This window comes from Olleya sp. AS48 (assembly GCF_038900355.1).
Taxonomy (GTDB): Bacteria; Bacteroidota; Bacteroidia; order Flavobacteriales; family Flavobacteriaceae; genus Olleya.
Genome location: NZ_JBBMRD010000004.1, coordinates 137,478 through 152,536, shown reverse-complemented (window position 1 = coordinate 152,536; position 15,059 = coordinate 137,478). Strand labels below are relative to the sequence as shown.

14 protein-coding genes are annotated in these 15,059 nt (G+C 28.8%); all 14 read left to right on the top strand.

Features of this window, described 5'->3' with window-relative positions:
• The first annotated feature begins 8 nt into the window (after nucleotides 1-8).
• A complete protein-coding gene (locus WNY60_RS06915; protein WP_339807500.1) occupies nucleotides 9-626 on the top strand; it encodes a DNRLRE domain-containing protein in 618 nt (205 codons plus the stop codon).
• A 13-nt stretch (nucleotides 627-639) separates the two neighbouring features.
• Nucleotides 640-1,911, top strand: coding sequence for an O-antigen ligase family protein (locus WNY60_RS06910; protein ID WP_342861943.1), 1,272 nt, complete (start codon nucleotides 640-642; stop codon nucleotides 1,909-1,911).
• Complete coding sequence (locus WNY60_RS06905) at nucleotides 1,901-3,394, top strand: oligosaccharide flippase family protein (RefSeq protein ID WP_342861942.1); 1,494 nt, start codon at nucleotides 1,901-1,903, stop codon at nucleotides 3,392-3,394. The genes WNY60_RS06910 and WNY60_RS06905 overlap by 11 nt, the downstream gene beginning before the upstream one ends.
• Nucleotides 3,381-4,484 carry a hypothetical protein gene (locus tag WNY60_RS06900; RefSeq protein ID WP_339807503.1) on the top strand — a complete coding sequence of 368 codons (1,104 nt, stop codon included), beginning with the start codon at nucleotides 3,381-3,383 and terminating at the stop codon, nucleotides 4,482-4,484. Before WNY60_RS06905 ends, WNY60_RS06900 begins: the two co-directional genes overlap by 14 nt.
• On the top strand, nucleotides 4,481-5,656 hold the full coding sequence (locus WNY60_RS06895) for a glycosyltransferase family 4 protein (RefSeq protein WP_342861940.1): 1,176 nt from the start codon (nucleotides 4,481-4,483) through the stop codon (nucleotides 5,654-5,656). Before WNY60_RS06900 ends, WNY60_RS06895 begins: the two co-directional genes overlap by 4 nt.
• Before the next feature lie 400 nt (nucleotides 5,657-6,056).
• Nucleotides 6,057-6,851 carry a hypothetical protein gene (locus tag WNY60_RS06890; protein WP_186439224.1) on the top strand — a complete coding sequence of 265 codons (795 nt, stop codon included), beginning with the start codon at nucleotides 6,057-6,059 and terminating at the stop codon, nucleotides 6,849-6,851.
• Nucleotides 6,848-8,047 (top strand): glycosyltransferase family 4 protein, encoded by a 1,200-nt coding sequence (locus WNY60_RS06885; RefSeq protein WP_342861939.1) that lies wholly within the window; start codon nucleotides 6,848-6,850, stop codon nucleotides 8,045-8,047. Before WNY60_RS06890 ends, WNY60_RS06885 begins: the two co-directional genes overlap by 4 nt.
• A 1-nt stretch (nucleotide 8,048) precedes the next feature.
• Nucleotides 8,049-8,693, top strand: coding sequence for a sugar transferase (locus tag WNY60_RS06880; RefSeq protein ID WP_145004887.1), 645 nt, complete (start codon nucleotides 8,049-8,051; stop codon nucleotides 8,691-8,693).
• Nucleotides 8,693-9,256: a GNAT family protein gene (locus WNY60_RS06875; protein ID WP_339807508.1), complete on the top strand. Its 564-nt coding sequence runs from the start codon at nucleotides 8,693-8,695 to the stop codon at nucleotides 9,254-9,256. Before WNY60_RS06880 ends, WNY60_RS06875 begins: the two co-directional genes overlap by 1 nt.
• Complete coding sequence (locus WNY60_RS06870) at nucleotides 9,241-10,290, top strand: hypothetical protein (RefSeq protein ID WP_145004882.1); 1,050 nt, start codon at nucleotides 9,241-9,243, stop codon at nucleotides 10,288-10,290. The genes WNY60_RS06875 and WNY60_RS06870 overlap by 16 nt, the downstream gene beginning before the upstream one ends.
• Entirely contained in the window at nucleotides 10,283-11,308 is a 1,026-nt protein-coding gene (locus WNY60_RS06865) for a GNAT family N-acetyltransferase (RefSeq protein WP_145004879.1), read from the top strand. The genes WNY60_RS06870 and WNY60_RS06865 overlap by 8 nt, the downstream gene beginning before the upstream one ends.
• A gap of 3 nt (nucleotides 11,309-11,311) precedes the next feature.
• Nucleotides 11,312-11,869: a sugar transferase gene (locus tag WNY60_RS06860; RefSeq protein WP_145004875.1), complete on the top strand. Its 558-nt coding sequence runs from the start codon at nucleotides 11,312-11,314 to the stop codon at nucleotides 11,867-11,869.
• Nucleotides 11,866-12,993, top strand: coding sequence for a DegT/DnrJ/EryC1/StrS family aminotransferase (locus WNY60_RS06855; RefSeq protein WP_342861938.1), 1,128 nt, complete (start codon nucleotides 11,866-11,868; stop codon nucleotides 12,991-12,993). The genes WNY60_RS06860 and WNY60_RS06855 overlap by 4 nt, the downstream gene beginning before the upstream one ends.
• A gap of 98 nt (nucleotides 12,994-13,091) precedes the next feature.
• Nucleotides 13,092-15,053, top strand: coding sequence for a nucleoside-diphosphate sugar epimerase/dehydratase (locus WNY60_RS06850; protein WP_342861937.1), 1,962 nt, complete (start codon nucleotides 13,092-13,094; stop codon nucleotides 15,051-15,053).
• The last annotated feature ends 6 nt before the right edge of the window (nucleotides 15,054-15,059 follow it).

Genomic DNA, 15,059 nt, shown 5'->3' with positions numbered 1-15,059 from the left:
TCGAAGAAATGAAGTTTTTAAAAGCAACAATTTTATTTACTATTATACTTTTTTGCTCTTGTAATAAAGACAAAACAATAAAAGCTGTTTTTCAACCCGATGAAGTGATGGGTAAAGATGTAGTAATTTCAGAAGCCTATGAAACTAGAAACTATTCGCATTTAGAAAGATTACATTTATTATCGTTGTCAGTTCAAGACACGATAGATAATGATAGTCGTTTTTTAATTCGTTTTGGATTTGCTTCAATTCCTCAAACTGCAAAAATAGACTCAGCTTTTATATATTTAAAAGCTATTGAACCTGGACATTTTGGAGAAAAAAATTCATTTTATATTCAACGTTCTAAATCGGTTTGGATAAATAAAGATATTAATTGGGAGAACCAACCAGAAGGCGAGGAAAGCGATCAGATATTAATAGATGCACCAACAGACAAAATGCAGCCCTACAAAATAGACGTTACTAATTACGTTAAAAATGTAGTTAATAAAACCTATCCAAATTATGGGTATATTTTTAGATTGGAGAGCGAAGAGAAGCCCTATAAAGGCATACGATTTTGCTCTAGTAATCATGTAGATGTGGATAGTAGACCTAAATTAGAAGTTTTTTATAAAGAATAAAACAGCACAATAAATGAAATCAGTTTTATTCCAAATTAATAATTATAAGCAGAAAATTTCTTTTCTGCTTATTTGTTTATTGATGTTTTTTCCAATGCTTGAGGTAAAAACAAACTCTAAAATTATATTGTTTTTTTTTATTTTTAGTGTCGTATTAAATTTTAAAACAGGAATTAATTCTATTAAAAACGCCCCTATTAAAGGATTGGTAATAAATAGTTTGTTTTTTTTACTATTAGTAGTTTCTATAATTTACACATCGGATAAAAACACAGGGTTTAAAATTATTACCAGACAATTATCCTTTGTATTATTTCCAATAATTATTTTTTATTTCATTAATCTTACAAAAAAGCAACTAATTATTTTAGCCAAATTATTTGTGTTAGCTAATGTGTTGTCGGTTCTTTATTTGTGCATTAAGCTTTCCGAAAATGTCTCTATTTTAGAAGTCGCTACTACTAATTTTGATTTTAGATCAATAATTAATACGGGCACTTACAAGGATTGGCATCCAACGTATATTAGCGCTTTTATATTGACTAGTATAATCTTATTGATCGAGTATTGTTATGCTGTAACCAAAAAGGCTTACAAAGCATCAGCAATAGCAATTATAATAGTACTTAGTTTGTTTTTATTTATGCTTAATTCTAGAGCAGTAGTATATTCTTATATTATCATTATCCCTATATACCTTTTTATAAAAACCAAAACTCTAAAAGGTAGAATTATATTTTTGTTATTATGTATTCCGTTTTTAGTTGGGTTTTACTATTTATTGATGAATAATTTCTCCTTAAATTATAGGCTTGTACTGCAATTAGAGAAAGTGTATGCTTGGTTTACGGATGCTACGGTGTCTACAAGTGGTATAGATGGCAGGTATTTTATAAACCAATGTAATACCAATTTGTTTTTAAATAATCCATTTTTAGGCTACGGAATTGGAGATGTAAGTTATAACTTAAGTAATTGCTATTTGGATATGGAGTTTATGGGGTTGTACGACAATAATTTAAACACACATAATAACTATTTTTATCTATTGTTGTCTGGTGGTTTAGTAACGCTTTTTGCATTTTTAGTTTTAATAATTAACAATATGGTTTTATCAATAAAAACTAAAAACTATGCTTATTTCTTTGTCTTAATGCTATTAATGGTGGTGTTTTTAACAGAGACGTTTTTTGAAAGATTAAACGGGATTATATTTTTTTCAGCCTTTAATTCATTGTACTACTATTACGTTACAAATTCTCAAAAATTAAATAATGAGTATTAAAAATAATCTATATAATATATTTGGAGGAGCAGGTAGAGCTATTCTGTTTCTTTTTACCATCCCATTGATGGTTAATTATATGGGTGTCGAAAAATTTGGTGTCTGGGCTTTAATTACTTCTATTGGTAACATAGCCTTAATGCTTGATGTAGGTATTGCGTCCACAACAATGCACTTTGTGTCAGAAATTAATGCTTTAGAAACTAAAGAGGAGGTAGACCATAAAACTAAAATGGTAATACCCGTTTTGCTTTTAATTAACATTGTACTTAGTGCAATTGTAGCGATATCTTTTTTGTTTTTTACAACAGAAATTGCACATATTTTTTTAAGCAGTAGTTTAGTCAGTGATGATATAATTATTGCCTTAAGGTGGATTGGGTTATACTCTTCAATTATGTTAATTCAACATTTGTTTTCGGGTATTATACAAGCTTACAATCAATTTTTGATAGTTAATATTATTAAGTTTATTAATATTTTTGTTATAAATGTAGGACTACTAGTTTTTAGTTTTTTAGAAGAAGACTTTGTAACCCTAACATTTTATATGTTTTTAATTAGTATTTTAACCTTGATAACTTACATTTATTTGGCCTCTAAAAAGCTGAATATTTTTAAAATAAAACCGCATTTTGACTATCAAACTACAAAATCCATTATAAGTTATTCTGGGACTACATGGGTTGGTTATTTTGGAAGTGTTATTTTTACTCAGTTTGATAAAATAATTATTGGTAAAATAACAACACCAGAAATATTGGGTATTTATGCTGCCATAATTTCTATTACTAGTTATATTAGTTCTATCGCAACTGTTGGTTTACAACCAATAATACCTAAGCTTACAGAGCTATGGACCAAGGTTAAAACACATAGGGATGAATTTGTTAAAGAGTATAAACACGCCATCCAGTTTAATACTTTCTTGATATTTTTTGCATCACTTTTAATGCTTATTGTATATAGGATTTTGTTAAAAGATATTATGGATATTAATTTAGAAGTTTATCCAGGTTCCATTTTAGCTTTCCAGTTAGCTATTGTCATTTATGCATTTAACTCCCTAAGTATACCAGGGTTTTATACCCTTATGGCAATTAAAAAGACTAAACATATTGGGCTTTGGCAGTTACTAGGCTCTTTTCTAGCATTGTACTGTATTTATTTATTGGGTCAATCCTTTGGACTTTATGGTGTAATTATCGGAAACATTGGATTAGTTATAACATCAATGTTTAATTTTATTACCGCTAAGATTGTTGTAAAAAACCCGTTTGAATGGCTTAAATATATTTATAAACCAATACTAATATTTAGCGTAACAATTAGTCTTATTTTACTAGTTGCTAATGTTTATCTAGACGCTATATTTGCCATGATTGCATCTGTGCTATTGGTGGTTTGGTATTTTAAACAACAACCAGAATTACTAAACATAATTACTAACGTTATAAATAAGAAGAAAAATGAAGCTCTTTAGTATTCTTAGAGAAAACATATTTAAAAAGTCTTTTGTTAATATATTTGTGTTAACACTGTTTTTATACTCTTTTTCTTTTAGATTTAGTTTTGTCACTTACATTGTTCCTGTTTCATATTTTTTAGTTTATATTTTTTTTAATAGAAAATTAATAATAAACCTTAAAGCCTCTGTCTTTTACGTGCTTTTAGGTGTGTTAGCATCATTATTATTGATTGGAGGTTTAATAGGTTTAGACTTTGAGGTGCGTGTAAAATCAGCAATGTATTTGTTTCTGTTTTTTTTTCCGATGAGTTATATTTTTTATTGCGAGATTAATAAACATGACATTAACACAACGTTTAAAAACCTATTGCTATCCTATATAATACTAGGATTATTTATCTTCTTTTTGCACTATAATGGATTAATATCTAAAAACAGGTATCAGCATGTAGGCAATATATTGGCTGGTTTAACCATCTTACTTTTTGGTATCAAATCTAAATGGTATAAATGGGTGTGTATTGGGATTGTGTTTTTTTTACTGTTGTTATCAGGTTCTAGGCAAGCGCTTGTTGGACTAGTTTTTACATTATTGATATACCTTTTAGCTTCAAGATTTAAAAGTGTTATGTATGCCTCGTTTATAGGGTTATTAATTTATTTGAATTGGGATTATATTTTCAAAAAAATTGAAACCTTTGCATATAACAATGGTATCGAAACTTTAAAAAGGATGACCTATGCTATTAAATCTGATGGTGGAGCTAGTGTCCAAGTTAGATTTAGTATCTATGAAAAGTTAATACAAGAAATTAATTTTTTACCTAATTTGTCTTTTTCACCAAATAAAGATTCACTACTGCCACATAACTTTTTTCTGGAATATTTTGTAACCTGTGGTTACTTTTTTGGAATTCTGTTTTTCTTATTCATAATATACATTTTTGTTAAAGCTATTATTAATAATAAAAACAATGTATTACTATATTTTGCTGCATTTTATTTTGTACCCTTTAATGTGTCTTCGGGTATGACATCCGCAAAATATTTTTTGTATTATTGTCTGTTAGTCATTATTATTCAATCAAAAAAAAGTAAAGCATGAAAGTCTTATTAGTAAGCGGTAGTGTAAGTAATTCAGGTCATGGAACGATGTATTTAGACAAAATACACAAAAACCTAAAGACTATTGATACAGATGTATTTGTGCCTAAAGATGCTATTTTAGCAGACACTGATATTGATATAAATAGGATACATAAAAGTGATTTAAGCTTCTCTAAATTATCAAGGCAAAACTATGCTAAGTATGGTAAATTGGGTATGGTAAAAAGGGGTTTTGATAGGGTTTCTAATGGTATTAAATTTCATAAAGATTTAGTAAAACATTTAAAAACTAAAAATTATGATGTAGTTCATATTCTTGATTCAGAATATATATCGTATTGGTATTTAGCTAAAAAACTAAAAAACAATCCTATAAAATTAGTTTACACATTACATGCTTCAGATTTTAATTTGCAATCATTCTCTATTGGATCGGTCTACAAGTATCTAGTAAAAAGTATGCTAAACGCAAGTTTTAGTAAAACTACTCATGTTGTATGTCATGGAGAGTGGATTAAGGATAGGTTAGTTTTAGCGTTTCCAAAATTAAAAAACAAAATTTCTGGTATTGATTACCCAAGTAATGCGTATTCAAAAATTGATAAAGACAAGCTTAAAGCAGAACTTGGAGTACCGTTAGATAAAACTATTATTTCATTTTTAGGAATGATAAGACGTGACAAAAAAATTGAAGTTGCAATTCAAACCATTAAACAATTACCAGATAATTTTCATTTTGTTATAGCAGGAAGTTTATCCGATTATAAGATAGATGAAATTGAAAGCCTAATAAAAGAGGCTAAAATAGAAAATAGAGTAACTAAGACACTTAAATATTTGAGTTTAAAAGAATATGAAGATAATTTTAAGGCTTCAGATATCTTTTTATCAACACATAGTGATAGTTTCCCTTCTGCCAGCGGACCTGTAAGTGATGCTAGATCCTACGGTGTGCCTGTTGTAGTACCTCCTAAAGGACAATTAGAAATGTATGTAAATATTAATAAAGTAGGTCAGGTAGCAAATAGCCATAATGCTAAGGACTTTGCAGACGCCTGTTTACTTGTTAATAGCAACATAGATCAATATAAAAACAATGTGATTAAAGTCTCTCAAAGCCTGTCCTGGGAAAGTTTTGTAAATAGACATATTAGTATTTATAATGGGTAAAATTATTAACAAAATTTTTAATGAAGACTTTGTTTTAAAAAATAGTATACTGTTTTTTTTCACATATGATTTTATTGTAAAGCTTTTTGTATCCCATGACATTGCTAATCTTACTTATTACAGATATGGTATTATTTTTAAAATACTAATTATAATAAGTGCCTATTTTTTTTTTAATAAATATAAAGTAGATTATAAGTTTTTATTGCCAATAGTTTTGCTGTCAATTGCATTTATTATTAGTCAATTAACATTTTATTCTACACTAAACCAGGCTAATATCTTATTTAATGGACACTATTTTTTAAATGGTGTTTTTGCGTTGCTATTTGTTTTTTTATTTAATAAAACAATGGTATTCAGTGTTTTAAAATATCAAGTAAAAGTTTTTATTTGGTTTATGGCACTAAACTCAGTTACCATATTAATTGGTTATTTTTTAAATCTTAATGTGTTTAAATCCTACTTTTTTGGAGGGAATAGGTTTGGATTTCAAGGTTTGCTTTTATATCACAGCGAAGCAGGTTATCTATATTTTATAGCAATATGTGTTGCCTACTATTTATACCTTAAAAAAAAGGATATGGTAATGGCAAGTGTTTTAGTTTTACTAGTTGTTTGCTCCTTTTTAATTGGAACAAAAAAAGCATCTTTATTAACATTAATTTTCTTATTATATTTTTTTATTGACAATATTAAACTGCTTAAGCAAAAGATAACGTACTATTTTTTAGCGGGTAGTTTACTAATGATCTTTTTATTTAGACACGTAATTCAAGATGTTTTTGCTAAGCAGTTTTCATTGTTTAATAGGGTGTATTTGGAAGAAGGCTTTTTTACATCCTTTACGTCATACAGGAATGTGCTTTTACAAAACTATTTTATTCCTTATATTGAAGAAAATTGGGGTGTTTTAAATTATATCTTTGGGGGACCTAAATTTGCGAATAGTCGAGTTGAGTTAGAATTGTTTGATTTAATCCTGTTTTTTGGGCTTACTGGAGTTGTTGCATATGTTTTGTTCTTCAAAAATCTTTGTACAAGTTCTGCTAAGTATTCTAATTTTATAATATTTAGTCTTATTTTTGCATCTCTATTTTCGGGTAATTTACTTACAAGTGTTAATACAATAGTCATTATGTTTATATCAGTACTATTTATTAATTATGATAGAGCGCTAAGTCTAAAACAATGAAAATAATCTACATACACCAATATTTTAGAAAACCAACCGAGTCTGGTGGTACTAGATCTTATTGGATCGCTAAAGAGTTAATAAAAAAAAACCATGATGTTTTAGTTATTAGTACTAAAAACAATATGGATTCTTCAAAAAAGCATGAAATTGTTGATGGTATTAAAGTTTTGTACTTAAACGTTCCGTACTCTAACAACTTATCAATTTTTGCTAGAATTAAGTCTTTCTTGTCATTTATGTTTATGTCAAGTTATTACTTATTAAAAGAAAAAAATGTAGATGCAGTCTTTGCAACTTCAACACCTTTAACGGTTGGTTTTCCCGCATTAATAGGGAAATGGTTTAAAGGAATTCCATATACTTTTGAAGTTAGAGATTTATGGCCTGAAGTACCAATCCAAATGGGAGCTTTAAAAAATAAACTGTTAATAAAATTAGCAGTAGGTTTTGAAAAAACAATATATAAAAATGCTAGTCAGATTATTGCATTGTCCCCAGGTATGGAAAAAGGGGTGTTAAAGTTTATCACTGACCGCACCAAAGTTAGCATGATACCAAATATGTCTAAGATTGACGAGTTTTTTCCTAGACCAGTATCAGACCAGCAAAAAACTAACTTAGGTTTAAATCCACAAAAGTTTAATTGTATTCATTTTGGTGCAATGGGTAGAGCTAACGGTTTAGAGCACCTTTTTGAAGCAGCAAAATATGCAAAAGACAATAATATAACAACCATTGATTTTGTGTTTTTAGGTGAAGGCGTTTTATTTGAAACCTTTAAAAAATACGTGCAAGATAATGCGTTAGACAACGTAAAGTTTTTAGGTACAAAAGCATTGATTGAAGTTTCAGAAATTGTAAATGCATGTGATGTCTCGCTTGTAAGTTTCGCTAATATTGAAATTTTAAAGACTAATTCACCTAACAAATTGTTTGATTCCTTATCTGCAGGTAAGCCAATAATAGTTAATTCTGCAGGTTGGACAAAAACCATGGTAGAGGATAATAATTGTGGTTTTTATGCTGACATAACAAGTCCACAGCAGTTAGTTGAAAAAATACAGGTTTTACAGAAAGATATAGATTTATATAATACGTTTTCTATTAACTCTAGACAGTTAGCAGAGACTAAATACGATAAGTCTATCCTAGTCCCACAAGTAGTTAACGTTATTGAAAACACAAAAAAATAGAATGTACAAAAACGTCTTTAAACCATTTTTTGATTTTACAGCAGCATTACTAGGCTTATTAGTTTTTAGCCCAATATTTATTATTGTCTACTTGTCATTGGCATATGTAAATAAAGGAAACCCTTTTTTTTTCCAGACTAGACCTGGTAAAGATGGTAAACTTTTTAATATTATTAAGTTTAAAACGATGACAGAGGACAAAGATAAAAACGGAGTGTTATTACCGGATGTTGACCGGTTAACTAATTTTGGAAAATTTGTAAGAAAAACATCCTTGGACGAGTTACCACAGTTAATAAATGTAATAAAAGGAGATATGAGTATTATTGGTCCTAGACCTTTACTACCAAGTTATTTAGAGTTGTATACAGAAGAACAGAAAAGAAGACATTTAGTTAAACCCGGAATTACAGGCTTAGCACAAGTTAAAGGAAGAAATCTAATGAAATTTAGCGAGCGTTTTATAAATGATGTTTATTATATAGACAATTTAAGTTTTAAATTAGATTGCAAAATTATATTTATGACTATAAACAGTGTTTTATTTAGTAAAAGTACAATAGTTAACGGGCAAACAGTAGACGAAGTTGATGATTTAGGGATTAGTAAAAACTTAGATTCTAACCATTTTAAAAATAATAAATAATGAATATCACGGGAAAAAAAATTACGCTAAGAGCTATAGAAAGAGAAGATTTAGAATTTTTACATAAGTGGTCAAATAATCCGGAAATTAATTATATGCTAGGTGGTTGGCATTTCCCTTCTAGTAGACAAGACCAAGAAAAGTGGTTTAATTCATTATCACTAAACAGTACAAACCAAAGATTTGCAATAGATACTGAAGAGCTTGGTATAATAGGTATGGCTAATATTGTAGACATTAACTGGAAAGATAGAAATGCTTTTCATGGTATGCTATTAGGAGATAAAAATATGAGAGGTAAAGGTTATGGTGTGGACACTATAATGGCAATAAGTAAATATGCATTTGAAGAGTTAGGTTTAATGCGAATGAATGGTTCAATGATTTCTTACAACGAAGCATCTATAGGAGTTTATACTAAAAAGTGTGGTTGGCAGGTAGAAGGTGTTAAAAAAAATCATTATTTTAGAAAAAATCAATGGTGGGATCAAGTAATTGTTGGTATTACTAAAGAAGATTATTTTAATTTAATTAAAGAAAATAAATATTGGGAGGGTCAATAACAAATAAAGAATTTGGTTCAGATTTCCATCTTTGCACAGAGTCCAAGTGGCAAACCAATAACCAAAATTTTTTCTTAAAAAACACAACCTTATTTTTATCAGGCAGAACAGCGCTTTATGCCTTGCTAAAGCAAGGTATTAAAAAGCATAACTGGAAAACAGTATATTTTCCTAGTTACTATTGCCAAGAGGTTGTTAAGTTTATACAAGACTTAACTATAGATGTTAAGATTTACGATTTTAATCCTTTTTTAGACACAATAGATAAAGATTTTAAGATTAATGATAATCCAACGTCTGTGATTATAAACGTTGATTTTTTTGGGCTAAAACATCACTTGTTTCTATCCATAAAAAAAGCAGTTTTAATAGATGATTTAACTCATAATTTAGAAGCCATAAAGACTAGCACTGCGGACTATGTTTTTGGTTCTTTACGTAAAGAGTTGCCAATACCTTCTGGGGGCTTTTTAGCAAGTTCTAATGGTTTTAAATTACCTAAGGGTAAACAAAGTCGTTTAGCAAATAGTATAGCTATCAAAAAATTGACAGCAATGTATTTGAAAAAAAGATATTTAGAAGGTTTGTCTAACGATAAAGACACCTACAGAGAGATATTTATTGAAAGTGAAGAAAACTTGGAGGGCAAATTAAAAAGTGCCAAAATACCTAAAACAGCTAAGGTACTTTTACAAAATTTAGATATTACCCAAATACTTAAAGCAAAAAAAGAAAATATTAATCAAGCTTTAAGTAATTTAAAGATTGATAAAGACTTAGTTTTAAATAGCCAAAAAACAAGACTTGGAGCAGGATTAGTTTTACAGTTAAAGTCTAAAAAAAATAGAGATGAACTTAAATCTTATCTAATTAGTAATAAAATATATCCAGCTGTTTTGTGGCCTGGCCAACTTACTAAAAGAGATATAGAAATTGAAGATAAAGTTCTTTTTTTGCATTTAGATTATAGATATAATACAGAGGATATTAATCTTATAATAAACAAATTAAATTTTTATTTCAGTAATGAATAGTATTAGAATAATCAAACTCAGCGAAAGCCAAGAATGGTCTAATATAATTACTAATAGTGTTAATTATGATTTTTATCATACCCTTGACTATAATGTATTAGAAACAGAAGGAGAACCTGTATTATTGGTCCAATCTTTAGAGGATGCTTATATTGCTTTGCCAATTATTATTAGGGATATTCCTGAATCAGATTTTAAAGACTGTACATCGGTATATGGCTACGCAGGACCAATATCTAACATAGCATTTGACCAAGTTAGTAAAGCGCTTTTAGACTTGTTTCATAATAATGTACTGTCATTTTTTAAAGACTCTAAAATTGTGTCCTGTTTTTCTAGATTACATCCAGTATTTGAAAACCATAAAATGTTAGATGGATTTGGAAAAACAATTAGCTTAAATAAAACAATAGCAATAGACCTAAATTTACCTATTGATTTACAAAGACAGAAATATAGAAAGTCTAATAAATACGAAATAAATAAGCTTAAAAAAAATAATTTCTCGGTGATTGAAGCCACTACTAATGAGGAAATAGATCAATTTATTGAAATCTATAATGATACCATGAAAAGGGTTAATGCTTCGGATAATTACTTCTTTACTAAAGACTATTTTTACTCCTTTTTAAAAAACGATTCCTTTGATGCTAAATTACTTTTAGCTAAAAAAGACGATATAATTACAGCAGGTGCTATTTTTACTGTCACAAATAAAGTAATGCAATACCATTTAGCGGGTACAAAAGCAGAATTTTCTAGGGATACACCAATGAAGCTAATTTTAGATGAGGCTAGACTATTAGGTAACACTTTGGATTTAGATTACCTGCACCTTGGTGGTGGTGTTGGTGGTAGTGATGAAGACTCACTTTACAAGTTTAAATCAGGTTTTTCAGATTTAAACTTTAATTATAAAGTGTGGCAATTTATATCGGATCAAGAAGTCTATGACAACTTAGTTCAATTAAAAAATAAAGATACCAATAGTGGGTTTTTCCCATTGTACAGAGCATAAAAAATGAAAGCTTTTTTTGATAAATTATTAGCTTTAATGTTACTTGTAGTTTTGTTACTACCATTATTGTTTTTAATAATTATAGCAAAAATATATAATGGCGGAACAGGTATTTTTAAACAAAAAAGGTTAGGTGAAAATGGTAAATTATTTACTATTTATAAGCTGCAAACCTTCTGTTTAAAAACGGATACAATTAATAAAGTAGGATTTTTTCTACGAAAATATAAACTAGACGAAATTCCTCAGATTATAAACATTTTAATTGGTGACATGAGCTTTGTTGGACCAAGACCAGAATTACCAATATATTTGGATAAACTAACAGGTGAGTTTAGTAAAATATTAGAATTAAAACCAGGTTTAACTAGTCCTGCAACCTTAAAATATATTAACGAAGAACAAGTTTTATTAAAGAATGATAACCCAAAACATTATAACGATTCTGTTATATATCCTGATAAATTAAGACTTAATTTAGAGTACTATTATACGCAGTCTTTTATAGGTGATATTAAAATCATAATAAAAACAGTTATTAAAATAATTTTTAGAAAATGAATTCAAAAATATGGCTATCCTCTCCACACATGGGAGGAACAGAGCAAAATTATATAAAAGAAGCGTTTGATACTAATTGGGTAGCACCATTAGGTCCTAATGTAAATGGTTTTGAAAAAGACCTAGAAACCTATTTAGGTCAAGACAAAAAAGTAGCCTGTTTATCTTCTGGTACAGCAGCAATACATTTAGCTTTAGTACAACTTGGTGTAGTATTAAATGATGAAGTAATTTGTCAAACCTTTACCTTTTGTGGATCATCAAATCCAATAGTTTATCAAGGTGCAATACCAGTTTTTGTGGATAGTGAAGAAGAAACGTGGAATATGTGTCCAAAGCATCTAGAAGAAGCAATAAAAGACAGAATAGCCAACGGTAAAAAACCAAAAGCTATAATTATAGTCCATTTGTATGGTATGCCATCTAAAGTAGACCAATTGTTAGCGGTCGCTAAAAAATATCAAATACCTGTAGTTGAAGATGCTGCAGAAGCTTTAGGATCCACATATAAAGGTAGACAATGCGGAACATTTGGGGACTTTTCAATTTTATCCTTCAACGGTAATAAAATTATTACAACTTCCGGTGGAGGAGCAATGGTTTGCAATACAAGTGAAGATAAGGATCAAACTATTTTTTATGCTACCCAAGCAAGGGACAATGCACCACATTACGAACATTCTAAAATTGGTTATAATTACAGAATGAGTAATATTTCAGCTGGTATTGGACGTGGACAAATGGAGGTTTTAGATAAACACATTGGATTAAGACGTGACATGAATGCGTTTTACACTAATCTTTTTAAAGATGTAAAAGGTGTCGAAGTTCAAAAACAGCCAAATGAAGATTTTTATTCAAATTTTTGGTTAAGTTGTATCTTAATTCATGAAGACGCACCTTTTACAAAAGCACAATTCCAAGAAGCTATGGATACAGAGAACATAGAAACAAGACCTTTATGGAAACCTATGCATATGCAACCAATTTTTAAAAACGCGCTATACTTTGGTAATCAATTAAGTAAAACCCTGTTTGAAAAAGGATTGTGTTTACCAAGTGGATCAAATTTACAGCAAGTAGATTTAGATAGAATAAAAAAAGTAGTAAATAAGCTTTTATAAATTATTACATTAACTAGAGTTGTAAAGGCTTTAAATATAATTTTGATTACATTGTCATTATATTTTAAGATATTTGTTAACTTTTATTAAAGATCCAAATGCTTAAACAATTAAAACAAGCTTTATTTCAAGTTTTAGAATCTAGTCAGAAAAAGATAGATTTTAAAAATGTAAATTACTTACCAAGGTGGGCAATACTTTGTTTTGATAGTTTCATATTAGTAATTTCTTTATTTTTTACTAAGATTATTGTAAGCAAAATTAAAAATGCAGCTTTTTTTAATTTAGGATTTTCAAATGAGGAGCTTTTAATAGTTGTAATTAATGTCTTATTTTTTATACTATTTAGGACTTATGCTGGCCTTATAAGGCACTCAACCTTTATTGATGCTGCTAAGTTTTTTCTAGCGTCTTTAGCTACATTGCTTTCATCCTTGGCATTATACTACGGTTATTTTTATTTGGTTGGTGACGAGTTGTTTTCAATTCCTCAACTGTTTATATATTCCATCGTATCTTTTTGTGGTTTATTTTTATTTAGGATTTTGGTTAAACAAGTCTTTGAAGTTTACCAACGTTACAATGATGAAGAAGCAAGACTAAATGTTTTAATTTATGGTACCAGTGAAAATGCAATAGCAATAGCAAGTGCATTAAAATCGGAAAAACCTTCACGATACAAGGTTTTAGGATTTATTGATAAGGATGGTAAAAATAAAAGTAAAGAAATATTAGGTCTACCAATTATTTATTTAAAACGTAAAACCGCCGTATTACTTAGGATATATAATGCACAAGCACTTATTATAGCAGATAGCTCCTTAACAAAAGAGGAAAGTATTAAAATTGTTGATAGCTGTTTAGAGTTTAACTACAAGGTTTTTAGAGCGCCTTTAATTTCCGATATAGAAAAAAACACTACACTTTCTAATCAAATTCAAAAAATACAAATTGAAGACATTTTAGAAAGAGAACCAATACAGTTAGATAACAAGTTAGTTGCAAAAGAAATTTTCAATAAATGTATTCTAGTTACAGGTGGAGCAGGTTCCATTGGAAGCGAAATTGTTAGACAGGTAGCTAGCTATAAACCTAGTAAACTATTGATTTTTGATCAAGCAGAATCGCCTTTATACGAAATTCAGCAAGAAATTAAACATGATTTTCCAGATCTAAACTTCGAAGCAATTATAGGAGATGTAAGAAAAGTAGATGTTTTAGAAGATGTTTTTAAAAAATATAATCCACAAGTAGTTTATCATGCTGCAGCATACAAACATGTACCATTAATGGAAAAACACCCATCAGAAGCTATTTTTGCAAACATAATGGGATCAAAAAATGTAGCGGATTTATCTTATAAATTTAAATCAGAAAAATTTGTCATGGTCTCTACAGATAAGGCTGTTAATCCAAGTAACGTAATGGGAGCCTCAAAACGTATTGCCGAGATTTATGTCCAAGCCTTACAGGTTAAAGCTATGGCAGATCCTAAAAACAAAACTAACTTTGTAACCACTAGATTTGGAAATGTTTTGGGTAGTAATGGCTCTGTTGTACCATTATTTAAAAGACAAATTCAAGAAGGTGGACCGTTAACAATAACGCATCCAGACATTATTAGGTATTTTATGACCATACCAGAAGCTTGCCAATTAGTTTTGGAAGCAGGAGCAATGGGTAATGGTGGAGAGATTTTTATCTTTGATATGGGAGAAGCTGTTAAGATAATTGACTTGGCTAAAAAAATTATTCGTTTAGCAGGTTTTGTACCTTATAAAGATATTGATATTAAAGTTGTTGGATTAAGACCAGGAGAAAAGTTGTATGAAGAGTTGTTAAGCGATAAATCTACAACATTACCAACTTACAATAGCAAAATCATGATTGCCAAAATAGATAATTGTACTCATACAGAAATTAACAAAGATGTAAATGAGTTATTTATTTTAGCTAAAGAAGACAACAAAAATGAAATTGTAAAAAAAATGAAAGAGATCGTACCTGAGTTTTTAAGTATGAATTCTGATTTTGAAATTTTTGACAAAAAGATAGTTTAAATATAG